This window comes from Candidatus Lokiarchaeota archaeon (assembly GCA_014730275.1).
Taxonomy (GTDB): domain Archaea; phylum Asgardarchaeota; class Thorarchaeia; order Thorarchaeales; family Thorarchaeaceae; genus WJIL01.
Genome location: WJIL01000117.1, coordinates 1 through 23543 on the forward strand (window position 1 = coordinate 1; position 23543 = coordinate 23543).

The 23543-nt window shown below is 43.3% G+C and carries 22 protein-coding genes and 2 tRNA genes; 7 read left to right on the plus strand and 17 right to left on the minus strand.

From position 1 onward, the window contains the following. From GF309_12715 to GF309_12750, 8 genes are all read right to left on the minus strand, one after another. Positions 1-1238 (minus strand): DUF87 domain-containing protein (locus tag GF309_12715; protein MBD3159647.1); only part of this gene is annotated, 1238 nt, incomplete at its 3' end. 1 nt (position 1239) lies between these two features. Beyond that, complete coding sequence (locus tag GF309_12720; protein MBD3159648.1) at positions 1240-2400, minus strand: hypothetical protein; 1161 nt, start codon at positions 2398-2400, stop codon at positions 1240-1242. Between the two features lie 2 nt (positions 2401-2402). Then, entirely contained in the window at positions 2403-4079 is a 1677-nt protein-coding gene (locus GF309_12725) for a CTP synthase (protein MBD3159649.1), read from the minus strand. Positions 4080-4195: 116 nt separating this feature from the next. Continuing rightward, the gene (locus GF309_12730; protein MBD3159650.1) at positions 4196-4774 is read right to left on the minus strand and encodes a hypothetical protein; all 579 of its coding nucleotides are present in this window, start codon (positions 4772-4774) and stop codon (positions 4196-4198) included. A gap of 30 nt (positions 4775-4804) precedes the next feature. After that, a complete protein-coding gene (locus GF309_12735) occupies positions 4805-5722 on the minus strand; it encodes a hypothetical protein (protein MBD3159651.1) in 918 nt (305 codons plus the stop codon). Beyond that, on the minus strand, positions 5722-6666 hold the full coding sequence (locus tag GF309_12740; GenBank protein MBD3159652.1) for a hypothetical protein: 945 nt from the start codon (positions 6664-6666) through the stop codon (positions 5722-5724). Before GF309_12740 ends, GF309_12735 begins: the two co-directional genes overlap by 1 nt. A gap of 166 nt (positions 6667-6832) precedes the next feature. Further along, entirely contained in the window at positions 6833-8128 is a 1296-nt protein-coding gene (locus GF309_12745) for an HD domain-containing protein (GenBank protein ID MBD3159653.1), read from the minus strand. 15 nt (positions 8129-8143) lie between these two features. Then, the gene (locus GF309_12750) at positions 8144-8887 is read right to left on the minus strand and encodes a helix-turn-helix domain-containing protein (GenBank protein ID MBD3159654.1); all 744 of its coding nucleotides are present in this window, start codon (positions 8885-8887) and stop codon (positions 8144-8146) included. Positions 8888-8986: 99 nt separating this feature from the next. On the opposite strand from GF309_12750, the gene GF309_12755 reads away from it, so the two are divergent. Together GF309_12755 and GF309_12760 are read left to right on the plus strand one after the other, a co-directional pair. Continuing rightward, entirely contained in the window at positions 8987-9769 is a 783-nt protein-coding gene (locus GF309_12755) for a GTPase (protein MBD3159655.1), read from the plus strand. 3 nt (positions 9770-9772) lie between these two features. After that, on the plus strand, positions 9773-10804 hold the full coding sequence (locus tag GF309_12760) for a methyltransferase domain-containing protein (protein MBD3159656.1): 1032 nt from the start codon (positions 9773-9775) through the stop codon (positions 10802-10804). Here GF309_12760 and GF309_12765 read toward each other — a convergent pair. Next, positions 10801-11232: a hypothetical protein gene (locus GF309_12765; protein MBD3159657.1), complete on the minus strand. Its 432-nt coding sequence runs from the start codon at positions 11230-11232 to the stop codon at positions 10801-10803. The genes GF309_12760 and GF309_12765 overlap by 4 nt on opposite strands. Then, positions 11223-11768 carry an AAA family ATPase gene (locus tag GF309_12770; GenBank protein MBD3159658.1) on the minus strand — a complete coding sequence of 182 codons (546 nt, stop codon included), beginning with the start codon at positions 11766-11768 and terminating at the stop codon, positions 11223-11225. The genes GF309_12765 and GF309_12770 overlap by 10 nt, the downstream gene beginning before the upstream one ends. Before the next feature lie 241 nt (positions 11769-12009). On the opposite strand from GF309_12770, the gene thpR reads away from it, so the two are divergent. After that, entirely contained in the window at positions 12010-12594 is a 585-nt protein-coding gene (gene thpR, locus GF309_12775) for an RNA 2',3'-cyclic phosphodiesterase (GenBank protein ID MBD3159659.1), read from the plus strand. 10 nt (positions 12595-12604) lie between these two features. Here thpR and GF309_12780 read toward each other — a convergent pair. Further along, positions 12605-12709, minus strand: a tRNA-Pro gene (locus GF309_12780). Between the two features lie 149 nt (positions 12710-12858). Here GF309_12780 and GF309_12785 point away from each other — a divergent pair. Beyond that, complete coding sequence (locus tag GF309_12785; GenBank protein ID MBD3159660.1) at positions 12859-13914, plus strand: histone deacetylase; 1056 nt, start codon at positions 12859-12861, stop codon at positions 13912-13914. A 37-nt stretch (positions 13915-13951) separates the two neighbouring features. Here the strand turns inward: GF309_12785 and GF309_12790 are convergent, their stop codons facing one another. Both GF309_12790 and GF309_12795 read right to left on the minus strand, forming a co-directional pair. Next, the gene (locus tag GF309_12790) at positions 13952-16021 is read right to left on the minus strand and encodes an AAA domain-containing protein (GenBank protein MBD3159661.1); all 2070 of its coding nucleotides are present in this window, start codon (positions 16019-16021) and stop codon (positions 13952-13954) included. Between the two features lie 99 nt (positions 16022-16120). Further along, positions 16121-16690 carry a hypothetical protein gene (locus tag GF309_12795; GenBank protein ID MBD3159662.1) on the minus strand — a complete coding sequence of 190 codons (570 nt, stop codon included), beginning with the start codon at positions 16688-16690 and terminating at the stop codon, positions 16121-16123. A 280-nt stretch (positions 16691-16970) separates the two neighbouring features. Between GF309_12795 and GF309_12800 the strand changes: the two genes are divergently transcribed. Beyond that, on the plus strand, positions 16971-17933 hold the full coding sequence (locus tag GF309_12800; protein ID MBD3159663.1) for a replication factor C small subunit: 963 nt from the start codon (positions 16971-16973) through the stop codon (positions 17931-17933). Beyond that, the gene (locus tag GF309_12805) at positions 17926-19149 is read left to right on the plus strand and encodes a replication factor C large subunit (GenBank protein MBD3159664.1); all 1224 of its coding nucleotides are present in this window, start codon (positions 17926-17928) and stop codon (positions 19147-19149) included. The genes GF309_12800 and GF309_12805 overlap by 8 nt, the downstream gene beginning before the upstream one ends. On the opposite strand, the gene truA is transcribed toward GF309_12805, so the two are convergent. The 4 genes from truA to GF309_12825 all read right to left on the minus strand — a co-directional run bounded on the left by truA (position 19124) and on the right by GF309_12825 (position 21764). Continuing rightward, on the minus strand, positions 19124-19933 hold the full coding sequence (gene truA, locus GF309_12810) for a tRNA pseudouridine(38-40) synthase TruA (GenBank protein MBD3159665.1): 810 nt from the start codon (positions 19931-19933) through the stop codon (positions 19124-19126). The genes GF309_12805 and truA overlap by 26 nt on opposite strands. Positions 19934-19947: 14 nt before the next feature. Continuing rightward, complete coding sequence (locus GF309_12815) at positions 19948-20232, minus strand: ArsR family transcriptional regulator (GenBank protein MBD3159666.1); 285 nt, start codon at positions 20230-20232, stop codon at positions 19948-19950. A gap of 18 nt (positions 20233-20250) precedes the next feature. Further along, positions 20251-21447 carry an ORC1-type DNA replication protein gene (locus GF309_12820; protein ID MBD3159667.1) on the minus strand — a complete coding sequence of 399 codons (1197 nt, stop codon included), beginning with the start codon at positions 21445-21447 and terminating at the stop codon, positions 20251-20253. 216 nt (positions 21448-21663) lie between these two features. After that, positions 21664-21764, minus strand: a tRNA-Gly gene (locus tag GF309_12825). A gap of 157 nt (positions 21765-21921) precedes the next feature. Between GF309_12825 and GF309_12830 the strand changes: the two genes are divergently transcribed. After that, complete coding sequence (locus GF309_12830) at positions 21922-23049, plus strand: 2-oxoacid:acceptor oxidoreductase subunit alpha (GenBank protein MBD3159668.1); 1128 nt, start codon at positions 21922-21924, stop codon at positions 23047-23049. Positions 23050-23543 lie beyond the last annotated feature (494 nt).

Below are 23543 nucleotides of genomic sequence, written 5' to 3' on the forward strand. Positions count from 1 at the left end.
CGTTGAGAAATCAGACATAACAAGGCAAAGAATTTTCGTCCCTCCCTGGCAATTGTTTCTATACGATCTTTTGGAATAGCGATTTCTCTGCGGCTTTCTGGACAGAACTGGTGGGCTTCTTCCAAGACTAGTAGAAACGGTGGTATTCGTCCGGATCGTCTAAGATAGAGAAGCTCGTTAGCCAAGTAAGATACGAGGATTTGCTTCTTCTTCAGACTCACGAAGTCACTCAAGTCGATTAGTAGAAGTTTGCCGGGGCGGATTGCTTTCTCGATTCTGGGGGTGGGTTCTTTGCCAAAAAGAGATGTATCGTCCAAATTGAGCAGCCATCCGATGAGGGCTTCTTTGGTGTTCGTATTGATATTATCGTCTTCTCGCACAGTTGTAATGACATCGCGGAGTGTGTATCCGGATCGCGAATGACTGCGCATCCTAGAAATTACTTTGCGGAGTTCGCGTCGCTGAACAGAGCTCATTCCCGCAACAAGAGCCCCAATAGCATCAGCACTGAGAGAAATAACAGGGATTTGGAAGTGGGATGCTCGAATGTGCTCGATATCGAGGTCCAAATTAGATTTCCCAAGGTCATCTCCACTCATTTCCTTCAGGTACGTATACTCGCCATGCACGTCAACAACTACAACAGCGAGTCTTCCTTCTTCTTTAGTTCGTGAGAGCAGCTCCTCGAGTAAGACTGAAACAAAGTACGATTTCCCAGCCCCACTCATTGCCAAGATTGCAAGATGCTTTGATAAAAGGCGGTTCATTGAAGGTACGAATTTGAGATCATGATGTCCAAGCGTCCCAAGATTCAGGCCGTCCTCTTTGTCCAATTTGAGGAAGGCATTCAGTATATCTTCATCTACTCTTGTGACCGTGGCTCCTGGAGGAACTGCTGAATACGGACGAATTGCCCGGTTATCAGCCCAGAATCCGATTACCTGTGTTTGAGCTATTGTATATTGCCAACGATCGGTTGGAAACATAGAACGGAGTGACTGACCACGTGACTGGTATTCTCGTACAGCCTCAGCATGTTCGAAGTAACGATTTGTTCGCACCAAATCATGTACACGAGCTATCACCGTCACGCCTTCTTGCACAACAGAAGAAACAAATTCACCCCGCCGCACAGAGGGTGTTTCATCTTCAAGAACGAAATCAAAAGCATTAACGCTAGGGCCATTACTTGTGCAAACAACGGTTCCAAGCTTTGTTTCTATAGGAGCGTAATCCATCTTATGAACCTCCAAAGGGATTTCGAGAGCGGCGTCTGTTGAGTGTAGAGTAGGTAAGGCCCGATAGGGCGATAAGACGATCAACTATCAAATCAGTTTCCGATTTGCCTATTTTCGCTCGGGCATCAGCTTCTAGAATCGGTGTGGGTACACCATATTCGGGATGCTGCCACGAAAGCGGCAAAATGGCAGACAATGCTTTCTCCATCTTCTTCAAGTCATCATTTTCATTGAGAAGAATCTCAACTCGAATCGGTAAGTCATTCCTTGCTGCTTTTAAATACGTGACCCAAATCGAAGAAGTCCAAGAAGATAAGGCGTGATTGTTATCTTTCCGTTCGTTCGTTATTTCTGCTGATAACGGAAAGGCGAAAGTGCGTTCTCCTTCTTCGAGAAACGTATCAAGGAGATCACAATCTCTTGAAATTTTAAGCAACCATCTGTAGTCTACTCCTTCCATGAGCTCGAAAAGAGCAGGATCTTTGAGAAGATGAGGAAGGATTTCTCCAAGAGTCTTTACAATCCGTGTTGATCGACTATCTTTTACGATCCCCAACAGAATTGTTCGCTTCTTGCTACTTTTATGGAAGAGCTGACGATAAAGCGCAGCAACTTCTTGGAATTTGGAATAAGCCAAAGATTTACGGTTGGGGCGGTCTCGAGGATGAAAAGAGAGGGACCCGTCCATAAGAACAAGATCTGCATGATACTCGTCAATTAGTCCAATGGCAACCTGTAGCTCACTTCGTATACGCTCAAGCGAGGCAATTTGATCCAGTTCTGAAGTTGATATTTTTTGCGTGAGAGGCCTAACTTCTGGATTTGGAAATGGCTGAGGGAAGAACTCAACATTTGGGCCTTCTTCGAATCCAAATCCAAATACTACACCAATTCCTCGAGTGAAAAGAAGATCCATTGAACGAAACCGTTTTCGAACTAACCCCCCATCAACACCTGCAACCTTAAGTCCTGAAAGACTAGTTGGTTTCACAGTATTGATTAGAACCGTTTCAGGAAGACCAGCAGAAACCGAAGGAAAACGAGCCAAATCAATATCATTCTTTATCTGATTCATGACCTCTCCGAAGGCTCTACGGGTTTTCTCGATCTGCTCTATCTCCTCGACTAAATCGGATAAAGCGCGATCAAGAGATTCATCCATAGCTACTTGCCTCTCTTTTTCCTTTGTTCTAGCGCGGCCTTAATGAACTGAACGTATAGTGGATGCGGTTCATCGGGGCGAGATTTAAACTCAGGATGATACTGAACGCCAATCCAGAAAGGATGCTCATCTATCTCTATAGCGTTGATTATTCTACCAGTTCCATCATAAGCAGAAACCACCAAACCCTTGTTCTTCATTTTATTCACATAACGGTCAATAAGATGGAATCGGTGCCGAAAACGCTCCCGCGTCCTTGATGTATTGTATACTTCGTGAAGATGAGTGCCTTCCACAATTCGCACCTCTTGGCCTCCAAGACGCATCGTTCCACCTTTGCTTTCAATTGATTTTTGTTCGTCCAAGAGATCTATTACGGGATAGAGACTTGCTTCATCTACCTCCGTAGTATGAGCACCATCCCAGCCCATTACTTCCCTGGCAAAAGCGACTGTGCCCAACTGAGCACCATAGCAAATCCCTAGAAACGGCATTTTCGATTCCAGCGCCACTGTAGCAGCATATATCATGCCTTCAACACCGCGTTCACCAAATCCAGGAGTCAATAGAACACCGTCTACCGAATCCAAATCTGATTCAATAGATTCTTTGCCAGAACAATCTTCCGTCTCAATCCACTTCCTTTCAACCTTGGCACCGAGAGCAGCAGCTGCATGTGATAACGCGACATTTATGCTCTTGTATGAGTCGCTAAGTGTGGTGTATTTCCCAGGCATGCCAATTACGACCTTCTTTGTTGGCGTTTCAAAGGATTGGACCATTTCTCTCCACATATCTGTTTGAGGTTCCTTTTGTTCCATACCTAGATGATCTATGAGAATGTTTCCAAGATTCTGTTCCTCAAAGAATAATGGCAAACGATAGATTACGGGGATATCGGGATTTGAAATCACTCGGTCTTCAGATACATTGCAGAATAATGCAATTTTGCTCTTCTCGGGTTCACCCAATTCGCTTTCTGCCCTGCAGACTATCACGTCGGCTTGTAGACCTAATCCTTGAAGTGTGCGAACACTGTGCTGGGTAGGTTTTGTTTTGAATTCACCAGTAGATTGAAGAAAAGGGACAAGAGTAACGTGGACAAAGGCAACTCGATTTCTACCAACGTCAATAGCCAATTGTCTGACTGCTTCTAGAAATGGCATTGCTTCAATGTCACCAACAGTCCCCCCGATTTCCACGAGTAGAACATCAGGAACTGGTTTCTTCCTAACTACATCCCATATTCGCGATTGGATTTGATCGGTTACATGGGGAATAATCTGAACGGTACGGCCTAAGAAACTGCCTTTTCGCTCACCTAAAATCACCGAAGTATAAATCTGTCCAGAGGTTATATTCTGTGAAGGGTGAACCTGCATACCTGTAAACCGTTCATAGGTGCCAAAATCTAGGTCGATTTCAGATATCTTAAATTCAAAATCGCCAGCTGGATTAAATATCCAGGGTTCGTCAGTAACAAAGACCTCGCCATGCTCAATTGGATTAAGCGTTCCGGGGTCAATATTGAGATATGGATCGATTTTGATTATTCGAATATTGTAGTCTCTGAACTGAAACAGCTTCGCTAAAGACGCGGTTGTTACACCTTTACCAATTCCCGATAGTACTCCACCCGTTACGAATACGAAACGTGTTTCAAAGCTTTGATTACTCAAACAAATATCCTCACATTCAGGGCAGGAATGTAGCTTCCCCGGTTTTACACTCGCAAACTCCTATTGCTGTTTAAGTTATTCGTTACTAGGTTATGCTCCAAACAATGTTTGCAACTCTAACTAGGTGAAGCCAGTAAACTTGAACGCATAGCGCTATCAAAAATCATTCTGAATGCCTGCATAATATTTGTTCCATCAAGTGCAACACTATGTAGTACCTCAACTGAAGGAGGTATGCCAAGCTTACTTCGAAATTCTGTCTCATGCACAGTATCTGGCAAGTCTTGCTTATTCAAGCATATTACAATAGGAAGCGATTTGTTTTCCAGATTAAGCATTGAGTTGAGTTCATGCCAGCTTTCTAGATTTGCGTCTAGTAGATGCCTTTGTGAATCTGCAATGAAGATAAGACCGTCTGTTCCCACGAGGACAGTTTCTCTTGTAGATCTGTAGAAATCTTGTCCAGTAGCAGACCATATATGAGTATCAATTTTCCAATCATTCTCTAACAGAAATGGTATGGAACCGTAATCGCAAAACATGGTTCGACCAACCGTATTTTCTATTGATGCGAGTTCATCAATATAGTCAAATGAAGAAAAAAGCCAACGGATTGCGGTTGTTTTGCCACTCATGGCAGGACCATAGAAAACAATTTTCAAAGATATCGTTTTTGAGCTATAATCAACAATCACTTCTGTATCACCATATCCATTGTTTTGTGTTTATCCGCCCCACATGCTATCGACCCAAGCACCGAGACCAGAGAATCGCCCGTTTCTTACACAGTCAGTGAAGTCTTCATGCCACTCTGCATGTATTAGCTGTAGAAGTGAATCTATGTCACCATCTTCCCAACCAATTGCCTCACAAAGGCTTCTGTAATTGAGAGTTGTAGGAGCACCTAGCTCCCTAGCAAGTCTAACTCTAGAAAGTATTGTAGCTGCTCGTCGTGCAGCATGAATGTACTTGTTTACCTCCTCATCAAATACATCACTTGTCAGTTTCTCCGCCTCATCCTCCAATTCCAAGACGATTCGCATTATATGATCGGACACATTCAAGTCACGGAGAGACTTGCTAAGCAATCTACGAATTCGCTCAAGAGATTGACTCCTCTTGAGGGTTATTTTCTTCACAATACTCCTTTCGAGCTCCAAATTGCCTTTGGGAGGGCGCGCAAGCGAGAAGGACATAACAGAGGGGGATTTCACTAAGAGTGTTCCAATGTTGCCGCAGTATTCCAACGCTTTCGTCTCAATAATTGAGACCGCATTCTTAGCGTGTGATTCAGTAACCGAATTTGACATAGGAACTGCGATAATCCAACTTGAGAAATTGGATATCCGTTCAATCATTAAGCCGATATTACAGGAGAAACAACAGAAAATGCTCCGGTCTACATGAGAATTATGTTTTTCCTCCGTCCAAACAGCCTGGAGTTCATCTTGGGTAGTGAAGTGGCGCCAAAAAACCATCTGGTGGCGCTGTGGACAAAGTAACGCTAGACTTGATACCAAATCGTCAAGCAATGCGGTATCTAGACCGCGTACCAATAAGGGAATTCTATTGAGAATAGTATTGAGTACCTGGGGAAACTGCTCATCGAGAATCTCAATTAGTTGCATCACAGAATAGGTCATTAGTCTCGCCTCGCCACCGTTAATTCACTATCGGGCCTCTTAGAGAAAAGCAAATCACGCAAGTCATCAGGTAGCGAGGGACTAGAAACAGATGCAGATTTCAAAGCTCGTCTGAGTTCCGCAATGTAATGCTTCAGAAGCAGTCGCATAAGACCAAGCTTCTGGCTTTCTTTTGAGACCCAGAGACTGAAGACACCATGGGGAACATCGTAGATGAAGTGACGCCGATTGTTTGTTTCACAAAGAACTGTATGGAGTTTGCTATTTCTCAATGTACGAATAACCTGTTCTGAAGTATCATGTAGGGCAAAAGACATCGCAGCAAGCCGATCGCTTGTGAAACCATCAAGTGATATCCGAACACCTCCACTTAGGGCAAGGAAAGTGGATTGGACATCCGAGATATTATCATGTACTTGTGCAAGAATAGCTCTTAGCTCAGAAGTCTGCCTCCTTGTCAACGAAATAACTTCCCGGCTAATCTGTTGCGTATCTTTCCGTCCTTCAGCAACCGAGAATCCCCGAAGTACATGTTTTGTTTCCTCTGAGCTAAAAGACCGCAAAGGGGGAAGAGAGCCGCTCATTTGCTCATTCAAAAGATAGGATATTCGAGAGAGCGTGCTACGCATTTCAATAAACAGGGCAGCCAAATTGACTCTTGGTGCAGTCGTAATGGTCAAGAAGTAATTGGGAGTCCGAGGGAGGGCGGCTAGGAAAACTTTGGAAGTATCTGATTCCATCAATAGGTACTTGAAATCACGGTGAACTAGCTTAACAACACCAAATATCCCACACGCTGCAGAAGCTACTGCGAACACCTCATCCTTGCTAAACCAAATGCCAGCACTCGCTACTGGTAAGCCGTCCTTCTGTATAAGGACAACATTTTCCACACCAGTAATTGAGCGAATATCCTGCAGTGAATCGTTGAGTTCGTCAGTCACAATATGGGCCCCTAACTATTGGATAGTTCAAAGTAGATTTTCCTACAGAAGTATTTAAGCTCCGACAGGAAGAAGTATCAATTGGAAAACTATCCTTTGACATGAAGGTTTCAAAATAAACGCATACAAAGATGCCAGATACTAGCTAATCCGGAGCGATGTTCAGTTACATATGAATCAGAGCAGCATCCGGCACCTCTTGAAAGATTTCTCTGGCAGCTTGACCTACTTTTGTTCTATGTTCGTCTGTGGTATATACGCGGATTACATCAAGATATACCTTCATCATCTCCGCAATATTCGAATAATCGGACAGATTACGAGAATGCCGCTTTCCGTCTATCAATTCGAAGATACTTACTTCCATAGGATCCAATTGATGGGGGTTATAAGGTACTGAAGGTAGTGTAGGTACATCAACGATTACTTGTGAAGGCGAAATATCGGCATTTGAAGCGATTTCTTGTTCTATACTTCCTCGAACTTTTGGTTTTGTCAGAATCTTGGAGACAAAATGGTCTTTTGTATGCAAAACTTTCTCAAATGCAGATTTATACAAAATACGATTGTCTAGAAGATCCACAAGTTCTGAAGCCTCTTGAGCTGCAGGTGAAGTGTTTTCATCAATACGACGAATCTGAGATAATACAGAATAGTCATGGAGTCGTAAGAATTCATTAGGTGTAGAGAAACTCGTTAGATTGAGGATGCGATCGGCAGCCTTCATCATTTGTATAAGCATAATCTCAACACTTCGAACGGTCTTGTGATAATACACATTTAGAAACATTTCATATCTTGCTACTAGGAATGATTCCAAGGCACCTCTAGCAGCCAAATCAAATTCAATCATACCTTTGTCCGAAACGAATATACTATTAGCTAGTCGGTAGATGTCAACAAGTCCATAATTAACTCCACAGTAGAAGGAGTCACGTATTAGATAGTCCATCTTGTCGGAATCTACTTGACCTGCAACAATGCCGCTAAGAACTGCATCTATCTTGTTATTCGCGCGACCACGTACTAAATCACAGATTCGGTCTTTGGAAGCAGTGCTCTCATCTAAAATGTCTGCAATTTCGCTCTCTCTTATCAGCCATTCTGTAACATCTTCATGATTTAACTCGCGCTTCTCACCAAGTACTTCTTCGAATACATGGCTAAATGGGCCATGTCCCAAGTCATGAAGAAGTGCAGCTATCCGGACATCTTGGAGTGTATCCTCAGGAATGCCCATTTGGCTGATGATTCTTCTACCAATGCGGCCTGCTATGTACATCACACCTAATGAATGACTGAAACGGGTATGCTCTGCGGTGGGATAGACAAAGTGACCTCCCGAAAGCTGCTTTACAAATCTAAGCCGCTGAAAAGCAACGGTATCGATGATTTCAGCTTCAGTAGCTGTGAGACTAATAAAACCATGAACAGGATCGTTAATATCAATATCAAACTCCAATTTGTAGAGTTCCTCCTAGAGCTTGGGCTCAAAAGATCTTATGTTCCTTATCAGAGCCTCCGTTGTTTCTAGCTCGGATATGCACAAAGGAACATGAATGCTGTCTGCGATTCTGACCGCCAAAGGATCTAATTCTTCTACTCCTTGGATGACAACAACTGCAGGTTTCACTGCTACCGATGTACCTATTTGGCTTGCCTTTATGGCTACCATCGGAGATCTCCCAGTAGAGACATTGGTAAGAATAGCTGCTCTCTGCGTAGTGCCACCATACAAACGGAGTAATTGTTTGGGAGTAAGATTAACTATTGCCTTTACGCTATCCAAAGCTGTGTACCCATATATATCACGATCGAGTAGGTTGCTATGAGTTAAGATTTTACAATCCAATTGATTCACTAATAGTCTGGCGGGAATAGGAAAACCAAATTCACGACTGTCTAGAAGAGCATCAGAAGCAATCTCTGGAGCTAAGAGCTTTTTAAAAGCTAATGCAATCCGGCTACCATTTTCTGCATCAATTTCAAGGAGACCCTCAACGAATCTGCGTATGGTGTCAACACGCGGAGATTTTCGCCGCCCACTTTCATAATCACTAATGACTGATGGGGAAACATCCAGATGTTCTGCAAGGCTTTTCTGGGAAATCTGAAATTTCTCTCGCCACCGTTTCATTACTGCACCAGGGTTATTTTCAGCTAGACATATTTCCCCGGCCATTGCTTCAGCCAATCGATGCAGTGAGTCTCCCGGTTCCATGATAATTAACAGAAGCTGTATTCACATAAGACTTTTGTAGTAGAAAGAGGGGAGATTTGCCAACCGAAGAACTCAAAGAGGTATCAGAGATTCGTCATCTTGGTTTTGTTGATGCTCTGGACATTCATTGTCGGTACAGCGGGTTCAGGAAAGTCTCTGTTAGCAGCATCCATGGAAAAATGGCTAACATCTTCTGAAATGAGTGTGACCGTAGTAAATCTGGATCCAGGCGTTGAATCTCCACCCTACACCAGCGACGTTGATATTCGTGAGTATGTAGATTACTGGGAGTTGATGGACAAGTTCAACTTAGGGCCAAACGGTGGCCTTGTAGCTTCAATAGATATGGCGGTAAATCAGATTGAAGATTTTAGGCAAGAGATACTGGATATGGGGCGGGACTATGTTATTGTAGACTGTCCCGGCCAGATGGAGCTTTTCGCATATCGAAATTCCGGCCCGCTGATGGTTTCCAGTTTGAAAGGTCAGGATATTGGTCTCTCACTCTATCTGTTAGATTCGAATATTGCTCGAACTCCAAAGGGTTACTTATCTTCTATATTGCTTGGCGTATCGATTAACATCCGTTTTGGTCTTCCTCAGTTGAACGTACTTAGTAAACCAGATATTCTCACGAAGGAAGAAGTTGACCGAATAGTAGAATGGTCAAGCAACCAATTCGTATTGGAAGAGGCCGTTGATGCCACCACGCAGGGCCTAGTACGTCAATACTCCAGATCCATACTGAGGCTTCTTGATGATACACAGCGGGGAGCAACCGTCATTCCGGTCTCTGGGAAAATGATGACCGGGATGGAGCATCTTTATGGGGAAATGCAGCGAATATTCGCTGGAGGGGAAGACTACAGTCCAGGATGGTAAGGTGTGCAATTGCCGCAGTTCTTTGTGTTTCTGAGCGGAGAAAACCAGTCGCTAGGAATAAATGAAACGGAAGCATTGCTAGAATTAAGGGGTGTAAATCCCGATATTTCTTGGTTTGGTAGACTGGGCGTTTTTGAAACTGAGGATGATCATACCAGGTTTCTTCGAAAAAGAGGGGCGATGCTCAAGTACAGTGGAGTAGTCATCGCAGAAATAAGAGCAGCAATTAAGGAAATCGAGTATATTTCCGAGTCAAAGATAGAATCCGTAATTGGGCATGAGCAATCCTTTCGCATAAGAACACAGTCCCTAGATTCCGATGATGATAAAGAATTGAGAAAAAGGATGACAGTTACTCTTGGTAGGATGATAAAAACGGTCACAGGAGCAAGCGTGTCTCTGGAAAATCCAGATGTGGAATTCCGGCTCTTTGTGCTGGGAGAGGTGGTGTTTGTCTGTAAATCGATTGAGTCTGATTTGCGTTCCCATCTTGTTAAGAAACAGTCTAAGAGGCTTCCATCATTTCATCCTTCAGTTATGAATGCGTTAGTAGCAATGTCAATGTGTAATCTAGCCAAGCTAGAAAGAAATCATGTAGTTTTGGATCCGTATTGTGGTGTTGGAGGAATACTGTTTGAAGCGTCAAGAATTGGCTGCAGAGTCATTGGGATGGATGTGGAATGGCTGCGTTTGAGGGGGGCCAAGAATAATCTCGTGAGCTTGGAAGATGGAGAATTCAACTTACTTCAAGGTGATGCCCGATCTATACCTTTGCGTGGTTGTGATAGAATTGTTACAGATCCACCGTACGGTCGGGCGAGCTCTACATATGGATCCAAAGTCAGTAATCTTCTTTCTACATTATTAGAACAGATACCCGAACTACTAAACAAAGAGGGGAGAGCTTGTATATGCAGTTGCAGCGAGATGGAGCTTTACAAGCTTGCAGAGGAGATGGGGTTTACCATTGAAAGAAAGGTTAGTATCAGAGTTCATCGAAGTCTGACCAGAGAAATAATCGTGTTGAAGAACTAAGCACCGATTATATCGCCTTCCTCCGTTCTAGGAGAAAACCATCGGAGAAAATCATCGAATTCACTTCGACTGACAAAAGACAAATGAAGACGTATTGAACCTAACGAGGGTTTGTGTTGCAGTTCATCTATTACTCTTAGTCTACCCGAGTAGGCAGCTTGTTTGTCTAGAAAAATATCAGTTTCCAAAGATTCGAGATTTCGAATTAATCTTGCGCGTACAACGTCAAGAATCTGCAAATCATAAATCAAATCCCGAATCAAATCAACCATACTACGGTTATCAGAAACGAAAACCAATGTTTTCACATGTTCTTCTGAGATGATTTCGAACGAAAGGTGTCCAAAAAGATTCGTTACTGAAGCTTCCACACGTTCAATTTCTTCTGTAGGATAGACTGGACATTCAACTCTTAGTTTCAACTTGATTTGAACACCTCAATTTTTTCTTGTGCTAGATTGCGAATTTCATCGATTGTTCCTTCATTTACCAGCATTATGTCACTTAACGCAATGACCCCACCAAGTCCTACTGAAATCTCTCGCAAGTCCCGTTCCCTGAAAGACTCCCAATCCAATGGAGCATCCTTTCGGTCACGATCCCGTAATCTCTTGAATCTTGTAGAGGGTGAAGCATGAACACAAAGAATCTTTACGGTTTCTGAGTAGTCCTCAAATACTTCAACCTCTGAAAGGCTTCTACAACCTTCGATTGTTGCGATATTAGATTCTAACTCATCGAGTTTAGGAATGCACCTCTTTGCGACAGCTCCGGGACCATCTTTTTGGCGCATATCGAGCATTACGCTTTTAGTATTGATTGAGTCGGGTTCCAATCCGCGCCGTCGGGTCTCCATTCTAATAACATCACCCATTGTAATAACGGGAATTCCAGCTTTGCTGAATTCATCAGCAACTTCGGTCTTTCCTGAGCCGGGCATACCCGCAATCAAGATTAAATCCATTGGTGTTTTATCTCCTTGAAAGGTAATCATAATAGGGGATTTTGGTTCAAAGGAGTGAATGTCACTCTTTTGATTTGCTGTATCCCTAATGGGTTTTAAGAATCAGGTATGTCCGCAGAATAATACAAGAAACTTCACAGGGACCAATGTATCCTAGGAAGGTATCCAATCTAAAGATTTGAGCAGATTTTGAGGTTCAAAAACACTATTACCCCCAAGCCAATTTTCAACTACATGGTGAATTGAGTTGAGTGATTCGGTGAGAGCCTTTCTAAGTATAGATATTGAGGATGAAGATTTGCTTTCTAGGATAAATCAAGTTCAATCGAAGCTCGACCAAGATGCTGCTAAGATGAAGCTTATGTCACAGGAAAATATCCATTTTACCTTGAAATTCTTTGGCGATACAAATCCTGGAAGACTCGACGAAATCAAAAAAAGTCTGGAGGATTTGAGCTTTCAACCTTTTAGAATTGGATTGGAAGGGGTTGGCGTCTTTCCCGCTCTTCGACGCCCAAGAATCATCTGGATCGGGGTTTCAAATAACTCGGAGAAATTCAAGCACTTGAAAAGGATGGTAGATGATAGAATTCGGAAATTGGGATATAAACCCGAGCGCAGGAAATATACACCCCATGCAACGATAGCACGGGTGCGTCATGTAAGAAACAAGCGCGATATTGTAAGCTGTATCGATGGTCTATCAGGGGTTACAATCGGTGAAATGATTATTGATTCCATTAAAATGAAGAAGAGCACCTTAACCTCTTCCGGTCCGATATACGACACTCTATGGGCAATAGAATCTAGCAGGGAGAATAGATAGGAGAAAGGTATGGTGGGCCGGGCGTGACTTGAACACGCGGTCTCATGCACCCCAAGCATGAATCAGTTTGGCTACCTGATAGTCTCAGGTAGATACCAAGCTAGACTACCGACCCGCGAGTGGTGTTCTTGCGGTGAATAGAGGGCAAGATAAAGATTACTTATTCAACAAAGATGTTTTTGGAATGTTACAACTGGTGGAATACACTCAATTGTGAGTGATTCATAAGACAAGAAATAGAAGTTTTCATGAGGGATACATTTTATGTCTACAGGTATCTTCTATCATCCCGCATATGAAAAGCATATGCTAAGTCCGGGGCATCCAGAGAGACCCGCACGTGTAAAGGCTATAATCGAAAATCTACAACAGGAATCCCTATTGAGGGATAACAGGGCACGGATTGTCACACCCTCGAAAGCACAGTTGGATTCGATATACAGCGTGCACGATGCTCAATATATCAGAAATATCAAGAATAAGTCTGAACAGGGGGGAGGATGGTTCACACTGGATACGTCATCTAACGAACACACCTATGAAGCAGCGTTACTATCCGCAGGTGGAGGAATAGATGCAGTGGAAGGGGTACTTAGCGGTTTATACGATAATGCATATGTAGTCTGTAGACCGCCAGGACATCATGCGGAGTATTCACGAGCGATGGGTTTCTGTTACATAAACAACATAGCAGTGGCTGCAAGCTATCTAATCAATGAAAAAGGACTTGATAGAGTTCTGATTTTGGACTATGATGCACATCATGGTAACGGAACACAGAATGCATTCTATTCGGATGATAGAGTTCTTTACCTTGGCATTCATCAGGATGGTAGAACACTCTTTCCTGGAACCGGTTCACTTGAAGAACTTGGAAACAATAGAGGAAAGGGGTACAACGTGAATTTCCCCATGTATCCTGGAAGTGGGGACCAGTCATATTCACTTGTCTTTGACAGCATAATTGAGGATCTATTTGATGTGTATCATCCCGAATTTCTGTTAGTTTCAGCAGGCTTCGACTGTCACTACAGCGATAGGTTGACTAACTTAGGCTTAACCATGTCAGGGATTGCAAATATCAATTCGAGGCTGGCTAAACTCGCTTCAAAACACACGGGGGGTAAGATAGCTTACTTCCTAGAGGGGGGTTATGAGCTAAATGTTCTTGCAAAAGGGTCTTCTAGCTTGGTCCGAGAGCTCCTTGATCTAAAAGGAAAATCACTGGAAAAAGGATACCAAGAGAAGAAAAAGACCATCGATTATACAAAGTCGTTGGTTGACGATGTTAGAAACCGCCTGCAAGACTTAATTTTCTGATGGCGATTCCATCTTCGGAAGGTTCCTTGTTGGGGCTTCAGCCCTTTATTCGCTCAATTTTGCCTTCGCTGGGACTATAAATAAGCCCCTCAGCGAGAAGTTTCTCTATTACCTCAACCGCTCGCTCTCGTGAAACTCCCATTTCTGAGACTCGTTGAAGTAACGCTTCTTCGCTAACAGTTGATGAATCATCCGATTCTAATTCTTTCATTGCATCGAGAATCTTGTCGGAAGAACTCCGCTGTGCGGCACTCATTGTTGAAACAAGTTTGTCGATATCAATTCTCCCCGTTCCATCCAGAGCTACCATGCGAAGTGATTCCTCCATGAGTCGGACGGCGGCCTGAGCGTCTTCTTTTGTTACTTCGGATCTCAAGCCCATTCTTGCTCTGGCCTCGGCCAGACGAACGAGTGATTCCAACTGACGTGCTGTAATTGGGACCGGGGCGCCTCCACCTTCTGCACTCTTTCGGAGACCAACGTAAAAATCCTCAATAACTTCCGCAGCCTCAGCTGTCAATCGCGGGATTACATATCTATTTGCATAGCCAATATATTTGCGAAGAAACTCTGGATCGATAGGAGGGACTCCTTCTTGGCTTTTTGTTTGCTTAAGTTGGTGCATCCCCAAAATGAACTGTGCAAGTTCGCGGTCCTTTTCTGCCTCAACTCGGTCTATGAGGATCCACAATAAGTCAAACCTCGATAGGATAGTGAATGGCAACTTGATGTTATCTTGAACCGAACGCTGGGGTTCATATCTACCAAGAGAAGGATTTGCGGCAGCCAGTATTGAGGTCCGGGCATTCAGAGTTGCGACAATACCAGCTTTAGCGATACTTACAGTATGCTGCTCCATCGCCTCGTGAATAGCAGTCCTATCATTCGGGTCCATTTTGTCAAACTCATCAATACAAGCAATGCCTTGATCTGCTAGTACCAAGGCCCCTGCTTCCAATGTCATAGCACCGGTGTCAGTATCATGAACAACGGCAGCTGTGAGTCCAGCTGCGCTTGTACCCTTTCCTGATGTATAGAGACTTCTTGATGCCAAGCTTGAAACGAATTTCAGTATCTGGCTCTTACCCGTACCAGGGTCACCAATCATCAGAATATTTGATTTGCCTCTTAAACGGGTTCCATCAGGCAGGGTCTTACCAACACCACCAAATAGGAGGAGGGCTATTGATTCTTTGATGCGTTCATGTCCATGAATAGAAGGAGCAATTGAGGCATAGATCCTCTCGTGAACATATGGGTCTTCAGCCAATTCCCTAATTCGTTTTTCATCTTCTTCAGTGATATCTACTTGTTCATATTCTTTCTCTGCGATTTCGATACCAACAGCATCAATATTGACATTGAATGTTGCCAGACGGCCTCGGCGTCTGGAAAAGTCAGGAGAAGTCTGAAGAATTCCCGTTATCCGCACCAAATCCCCGGGACGCGATAAATCTACGATATCACCTTCAAGAACAACATCCACCGACCGTGGCATTTGACCCGGTGGTAGTTCCTCGGGGGATTCTTGGATTCGGACTTTTTGCCAATCCATGAAACGGGATTTCTTCGGAAGCAGTCTCATCGAGGTTTTCTTTCCGCATACAGGGCAAATTGGAGGTTCGGTATAACGTCCGTCTTCTTGCGGCTGGGGAATTTCTTCATCACATAATCGGCATTTGAAGACAGCGTCAACTAGAAGGGGCTTAACTTCACTTGCACGCATCATAAGACCGCTAATCTGTATGAGACGACCAATATGTTTCGATCGCAAAGCCCTAAGAGCAACGTGCTCTGGATAGTTTACAATTCGCGCTCGTATTGTTCCTTCAGGGAGTCTTTGTACATAATCCGGGTCTTCAACTCTCAGAACCGATATTAGTCCATTGTTTGCTGTTTCTAAGAAGGAAGTAGGGTTCTCAGCAGCTTCGACCATGAACACATTATCGAAAGTTGAAAGGTCCTCAAAATCAATGCTTAGGCTTGTTTCATCATTGATGGACATCTGTTGAATCTGGCGCCAGTATATTAAGTTCCCGTGTTCATTCTTGTATGTTCGTAGAAACTCTTCGAAGCGCTCTTGGATACCATCTTTGGATGTTGCCATCAATTCTCACCTCGATAGATAATATGTAAGATGTGCGGCAAGGACTTACAACTGCTCCGCATTTTGCTAGTCCCGTGTTTGTGTATTTAAGCACCCGTGTTAGGCGCCCCACTCTCGAACAGCAGTCCTCCAAGAGGACAATAGTTCGACTAATTCTTCACAAAGCCACCTTTCTTCCATAGTCATGTATTCTCGCTTATCCTGATAAGCACCAGATTTGGCTACCCGAATTATTTTCGAGAGCCGTGTCTCTACCAATGAAGGAATCATACGCTGCATTTTCTCGATTTCGTCAAAACTACGCGGATCTAGTGATGTTTTATCGCTTTGGAGACGTGTCATCTTGCGTTCAAGTGCTGCATAGAGATGAGGGTGAAAAGATTGAAGTTTATGAGGGTGTCTATCTTCCGCGCGATATTGATTCTGAAGACGTCTAAGGGATTCCAATGCATCCTCTGGCGCAATGTCAACGATATCATTAGAATCAAGTTTCTCAATAATCCAGTTGGGAAGACGGGCTTCTTCGCCGGCTCTAAAAGGGCCAATCGTCCAATCTCCAATTGTTAGTTCTTCGAAATCTTGGCGGAAAATACACTTACGCTTCGCGTTGAGAAAAAGCATCAAATATCTTTGAACCATCTTTCGAGGAATATCATTCTCTGATATCAAATACAAGCCTCCATTTTCCTAGTATTGAGATTACCTAGAGGGACAAAAGCATTCCCATAATATCGAGGGATAAAGCCATCGTTCTCACGATGCCTTTAAGTTGGGTGAACTAACCACACGTATAGGTGGAACCAACACCCTCGGGGTGAATTTCTATTGGCAGAACAATAAAACAAAAAGCAACTGTCGAATTACCGAACAGGAGAAAATGTACGAATACATATTGGTATGACATTAACATCTGCAAAATTGGTTTCACCAATAAGGAGACAACGTAATAATGGAATTGGATCTCTGGACCGAAAAGTACCGCCCAAAAACACTTTCCGAAATCATAGGACAAGAATCAGTTGTACAAAGATTAATGCGATTTGTGGAAAATGGGGCTGTGCCTCATTGTCTTTTCGCGGGACCACCAGGAACCAGCAAAACAACAGCTGGGATGGCAATGGCTAGAGATTTGTTCGGGGATACCTTTGGACGCAATTTCATGGAATTGAACGCAAGTGATGAAAGAGGAATCGATGTAGTGAGAAATCAAATCAAAAGCTTTGCCAGATCCATACCTTCTGGTGATGCACCTTTCAAGATTCTAGTTCTGGATGAGGCGGACCATCTGACAGGAGATGCACAACATGCGCTTAGACGCACAATGGAATCATACGCTAGTTCATGCAGAATGATTTTGATTTGCAACTACTCCAGTAGAATAATACCACCCATTCAATCCAGATGTGCAGTTTTCAAGTTCTCGCCCTTGGATGACGAAGCCATCGTAGAAAGATTGGAATACATAGCAGATGCGGAGAATGTGAGTACAGACAAACAAGGAATTGAAGCAATACTGTATCTAGCAAATGGAGATATGCGTGCCGCCATTAATCTTCTGCAAGCAGCTTCTTCTACTGGCGAGAAAGTTACTGGTCCTGTTGTTTACAGTATATCTGGTCGTGCCAGTCCAAAGGAAGTTCGTGGTCTTCTCAAATCCTCCTCAGAGGGGAAATATGAAGAAGCAATTACTTCTATGAAGAGTCTAATTTATGAGAATGGTGTATCACCAATAGATTTGATTAGACAGATTCATCGAGAACTTCTCGGTCTAGATATGTCCAAGAAGAGGACTATGTCAACATTAGAGAAAGCAGCAGAGGCTGAATTTCGTATTTCGGAAGGTGCAAGTGGTGAAATTCAACTTGCAGCTTTGTTAGCGTACATAGGATTGGAGAATAATACTGATGAGTAAGGAGAGTCTACCTTGGCCAGAAATACATAGGCCAAAAACAGCTGAGAATCTAGTAGGCAACAGTAGAAGTATTCAAGAGCTGAGAAGGTGGATTCTTTCATGGAGGAACAACATACCTAGGAAAAGAGGGGCTCTACTAATAGGACCACCTGGTGTGGGTAAGACAGCTGCAGTGGGAGCTTTAGCCAATGACCTAAACATGGAATTAGTAGAATTTAATGCCAGTGATAAAAGAAACAAATCCAGCATAGAGAAACAGGTATGGAGAGCAGCTACCCAGCAAACTATTGATGGGAGACGACGGCTTCTCTTGCTGGACGAGGTAGATGGTCTTTCAGGTACTAGCGACAGAGGTGGTATTGGTGCAATTAAGAAAATCCTAGATCTGGCTGTCCATCCTATAGTTATGACAGCCAACAATCCCAAGAGTCGAAAGCTCAAACGACTGAGGAAAAAATCCCTCGTCTTGCATTTCAAGCCTATTGAGGCGGAAGATATGTTGATAGTCCTTGATCGCATAGCCTCCGCACACGAAGGAGAGATAAACAAAGGAACAATCAAGAGAATCTTGGAAAATTCTGAGGGGGATCTTCGTGCTGCGATTTCAGACCTTGAAACTGTGATGAAGGCAGGCTCAGTAGTTGGAATGAATGATGTTTCTCCAAGAAACGTAAGAAGGGATGTGGAAGATACACTAAGACGGCTATTCATGAGTACTGATACGAAATCTGCAAGACGAGTTGTATCTCAAGGGGATGTAAATTATGACGATTTGTTGCTTTGGCTTGAGGAGAATCTTCATCTCCATCTTAGAAAGAAACATGAACTAGAGGCAGGACTGGATGCAGTTTCGAATGCGGACCTGTTCTTAGGAAGAATAATGAGAGATCAAGAGTGGAAACTATTATCCTACGTGTATGATTTTCTTTCGGCAGGAATGGCAACAAGTCGAACGGAGACACCATTTCGTCGGGTGGAATACTCAAGGCCCTCTTGGCCACTTATGGTCTGGAAAGGTAACAGAAGTCAGAAGAAGTATTCGGATATTCTTTCCCGCGTATCGAATCTATCAAGAGTCTCTACACGAAGAGTAATGAAAACTCATGGAGAAGCCATAAGTACGATTCTCAAAAGAAATCCAAAGCTAGCAAAAGAATTCTCTGAATGGTTGAATGTGAAAAGTACCAATATTAGGAAAATGGCAAATCGTCATTGAGGCTATTCAGAGTTCTGGTTACCCGTTCAAGCATATCACTGTAATCGCGAAGTTTTCCCCGAATTCGATATAAAGCGCTAATATTCGATTTCATTTCCAGCGGTACCACCGATTCCATCAGAACAAGGCATTCTGGAGGGGCAGGATGGATTCCCCCCGAAATATCATTTCCGGATAATAGTCCACCAACAATTGAAGCGTTCATCTTATGCATTCCAACTTCAATCAATACACTAACAATCTTACGAACCATCTTCCATAGAAAACTAGTTCCATATATATCAGTCACAAAGAGTCCATTTTGGTTTCTGACAGCAATATTCAAGATGGTTGCGACATTCGTGCGATATGGGTCGGGCTTAGCGAAACCGGAGAAATCATGAGTTCCCACTAACTGCTGAGCAACCTGCTGCACCGTTGTCACATCAAGTCCTTCACTGGTTGGCCAATAATATCTATAGTGCCGAAATAGAATATCATATCGCACATTGAAATTCGGGGGCGCTTCAGCAGCTGCCCAGAGGACTATATCATCAGGCAGGATTCTATTCACTTCTTCGATTTCCAATTTTTTCTTCGTGTTAACAAGGCCAATTTGGCCTAGGCTATGAACGCCACGATCTGTTCTCCCAGCGAGCTGTATTGTCTTCGCTGTGTGTTCTTCGCCACTCCAATCGGAGAAAGCACAAATGAGCTCTCCTTGAATTGTTGCCAAATCAGGTTGTATCTGTGATCCATGGTAGCGGCTTCCCAAGTAGAAAATACGTAGTAAATATGAGGTCATGAAGTATTCACCTACTAGGATTGCCAAAGGTCAATAAGATTCTTGATAGACCGAGCGCGGAGGTCTTCGATTCTGTACCGGTAGATTTTGATTCTACCGAAAACCTTCTCTTCTACTAAATCAGCATCCATGAGGGCTTCTAAATGGGATTTCGTTGTGCTATGATTCAAGCTGACTCTCTTACAGAGTTCAGAAATGTTCAATTCTTGAGAGAGAGCAAGTTCTTTGATGATTTTCATTCTACCCTTGGATGAAAATACCTCTTCAATCGGGGGATTGGACTCGTGATCAGTAGTCATAATAGAAGCATAAGCCTCCTATTCATTCAAGAAGTCGAGCAAAAATGCTTCCAGCATTCCTGCGGGTACGTCTGAGAGACCAATAAGCGTTGTCTGCCCCCTTTGCCCTTCACCGGATCGTTTTGTGTCAATCACACCATGTGCATTCAAATCCTGAACCCATTCCCAAACCTGAGTGTGTGCGCGCGAATCTTCACCATATTCTTCACAGACAGTTCGATACATCTCTTCCACTTCACCCATTGTTACATATGCACTTCGTACTTCTTTCAGTTGGCGTGCAGCAGCCAACAACAGAAGCTTATTTTGTAGGGGCAGAGTTGAGAAAACCTCCTTTCGTAGCTCCGGGTGTGTATCAGCTTTAGCTTTTCGTGCAAAATCAGGTATTACGACATCAGAGCGCTCTGTATCAGCTTGTTTGCCAGCACGCCAAAGAATCTCTATAGCGTATCTCGCATCACCACGTTCAGAAGCTATGTCAGAAATGACCTGAAGGGTTTCTTCCATTACAGTATTATCTTTGAAAGCCATTTCTGAGCGTTGATTAATGATGTCGTAAAGTGCTTCTGAGTCATATTTCTCAAAGCGAAGAATATTGCGCTGTAAGGTGCTCAGTGTACTAGAATCGAATGCAGATTCATCTAGAGGTATATCTCGCCCAATACCAATCATTGAAAGCCTTTGGGGAGAATTGAGGCGATCATCATTCAACCGCGTCAAATCGTAGACTATGCTTCCACCCTTTTGTGTTATGAAATAGTCAAGCTCGTCAAGGATAAGCAGAAGGTATCTATCTTCAGAATCAAGAACATCCATTATGAGTTGAAGTAGCTCCTCGGGCGAATGACCTCTCCGAGGAAATTTTGGTTTGAATTCCTTGAGGATTCGCAGATAAACTAAGTACTTGCTCTTGTTTACTCTACAGTTTACATGTATTTTGTGTAGGTGAATGTTTCTTCTTCTCGCAGCACGAATCATTTGCTCCGCAAAGCGTTTTGCAACAGCTGTTTTGCCAGTACCAACAGGACCTTCAATTATGAATTTGTGGCTGGTCTTTCCAGGGGAGGTTATCAGCGTTTTGAAGCTCCGAGCTAGTGTCCGAAGCTCATTCTCTCGATGAGGTAAAGTTTCTGGCACATAGTCTATTGATAGATATTGCTCCGATTTGAATACTGTATGTCTGCTGAGTTCATCTTCAACAAAATCTACCGGCATTACATTCAAAGAATTTTGAGGGGCAGATACTTAAAAGCATTTTGTGGTTTATACGTTTAATCGAATACTCGTATAGGAGGTGACCGAAAGTATTAGTGGCGAGTTCCTCACTCAAGATCCATATCATCGTCACAAAGACTCATTGGGGTCATAACAGTCATCACTCGCCTAGAAATCTATAGAGGGTATTCCCTTAAAGATGATGAAAAACGAAAATGGTGCGGCCGCCGGGATTTGAATTCCCGCGGGCATAACATTCCCGTCTCGGGTCGGAAGCTTGGGAAGCTTCAGTCCTAACCATGCTAGACCACGGCCGCCAAAATGGCTGAATTCAGGATTGTGATAAAAGCATATCGAAAGACACTAATGAATATCCAAGAGGTTGAATCCATGACAAGCAAAGAAACGGGTTATGGCCACCATGTCAAGCCTTATGTGGTGCTCACATTAAATCATTTTTTGAGTGTCACATAAATGTCCTCTAAGAACCTTTCAGTAAAGTTCTGGCAAGGTAACAAAGCCTGTGCTGAAGGGGCTCTCGCTGCAGGTTGTCGTTTCTTTTCAGGATACCCAATAACCCCCGCATCAGAAATCGCAGAGGTAATGTCGGAAAGACTTCCTGAAGAAAATGGGGTGTATCTTCAAATGGAAGACGAAATAGGCGCCATCTCAGCAATTATTGGGGCTTCCTGGGGTGGAAGAATGTCGATGACTGCCACGTCGGGGCCGGGTTTCAGTTTGATGCAGGAGAATCTCGGATATGCTATTATGACCGAGACACCATGTGTCATAGTAAACGTTCAGAGGGCGGGCCCTAGTACTGGTCAAGCTACTAAGGCAGCTCAAGGAGATTTCATGCAATCTAGGTGGGGAACACATGGAGATCACGAGAGTGTTGTCCTAGCTCCAAATTCTGCACAAGAAATGTATGATCTTACGATTAGGGGATTTGAAATTGCAGAAAAACTGAGACATCCAGTAATCGTCTTGGCTGACGAGGTGGTCGCACATTCTAGGGAGAGAGTCCAAATTGATGATACAATAGATAGGACGGTATCACGAAAACTGGCCAAGGAGGGCAACTTGCCATTCGGAGCAGTAGATAAAACGGGGCATTCAATTATGCCGAGATTTGGGGATGGGCATAAATTGCTAATAACCGGATCGACTCACGATAGAAAAGGATTCAGGGAAACTGCAAACCCGGAAGTTCATGATAAGTTGGTTCGGCGAATAACTACGAAAATCAGGAACAATTCCCAGTTTCTCAAGGACACGGTCATCACAGGTCCGGAGAGAGCAGAATGGGGTATAATCTCCTTTGGATGTACTTCAAGAACAGTAGAACAGGTAATTACAGAAAACCATGAACAAGTTTCATTAAAATCTATGAGACTTAGAACACTCTGGCCATTTCCGGATGATGAGGTTTTGAAGTTTGCATCCACGGTAGAACAACTATTGGTTCCGGAGCTGAATTTAGGACAATTGAGTCGAGAGGTGTCTCGGGCAATTGATGGGGAAGTCAATGTAGTACCATTGAGAAAAATCGGTGGAGGTCGTGTGATAGACCCATCTGATATATTGCGCAAAGTATCCTGATTTGTAACAGGAATCGACACAGGTGATCCTTGAGCTTTGATTGTAGTAATTGTAATACGTGTCTCCATCCATATAACTATCTGCGTAGATATAGTCTGATTGACGCGATAAGGATGACAGACATTTAATAAAAGCTGATGGGGACCCGGAGAAAGATGCAAAGGTAAGCCGATTTGAATAGTGGGCGCTTGGGTCAGATTCGCGAAAATATTGGTTGCAACCCGTACGCCTTCAATTTCCGCAGAAACATAAACTGTAGATATGCTTGTATTATCCCAATCAACCATTAGCAGGTCAAATGATAGCTCATCATTATACCTAGCTTGAAAATTAGAACAGCTTGCATTCATATCGTCTATTACTATAAGCGTGAAATAGGAGGGGTTTCTGAACATGTAGCTTGTGTTGAGGGATTCATAACTGATTTGATATGGACCTAAGGAAATATTGGTGGGTATGTTCAAGTTTGCAATTTTTGTTGAATTCATAGAGAC

Excerpts from the sequence above, each read along its gene's own strand:
- GF309_12770 (MBD3159658.1), bottom strand. The coding sequence starts at position 11,768 with ATGGATTTAATCTTGATTGCGGGTATGCCCGGCTCAGGAAAGACCGAA.
- GF309_12720 (MBD3159648.1), bottom strand. The coding sequence starts at position 2,400 with ATGGATGAATCTCTTGATCGCGCTTTATCCGATTTAGTCGAGGAGATA.
- GF309_12785 (MBD3159660.1), top strand. The coding sequence starts at position 12,859 with ATGTCTACAGGTATCTTCTATCATCCCGCATATGAAAAGCATATGCTA.
- GF309_12830 (MBD3159668.1), top strand. The coding sequence starts at position 21,922 with ATGTCCTCTAAGAACCTTTCAGTAAAGTTCTGGCAAGGTAACAAAGCC.
- GF309_12820 (MBD3159667.1), bottom strand. The coding sequence starts at position 21,447 with ATGCCGGTAGATTTTGTTGAAGATGAACTCAGCAGACATACAGTATTC.
- GF309_12805 (MBD3159664.1), top strand. The coding sequence starts at position 17,926 with ATGAGTAAGGAGAGTCTACCTTGGCCAGAAATACATAGGCCAAAAACA.
- GF309_12735 (MBD3159651.1), bottom strand. The coding sequence starts at position 5,722 with ATGACCTATTCTGTGATGCAACTAATTGAGATTCTCGATGAGCAGTTT.
- GF309_12750 (MBD3159654.1), bottom strand. The coding sequence starts at position 8,887 with ATGGAACCGGGAGACTCACTGCATCGATTGGCTGAAGCAATGGCCGGG.
- truA (MBD3159665.1), bottom strand. The coding sequence starts at position 19,933 with ATGACCTCATATTTACTACGTATTTTCTACTTGGGAAGCCGCTACCAT.
- GF309_12815 (MBD3159666.1), bottom strand. The coding sequence starts at position 20,232 with ATGACTACTGATCACGAGTCCAATCCCCCGATTGAAGAGGTATTTTCA.
- GF309_12800 (MBD3159663.1), top strand. The coding sequence starts at position 16,971 with ATGGAATTGGATCTCTGGACCGAAAAGTACCGCCCAAAAACACTTTCC.
- GF309_12790 (MBD3159661.1), bottom strand. The coding sequence starts at position 16,021 with ATGGCAACATCCAAAGATGGTATCCAAGAGCGCTTCGAAGAGTTTCTA.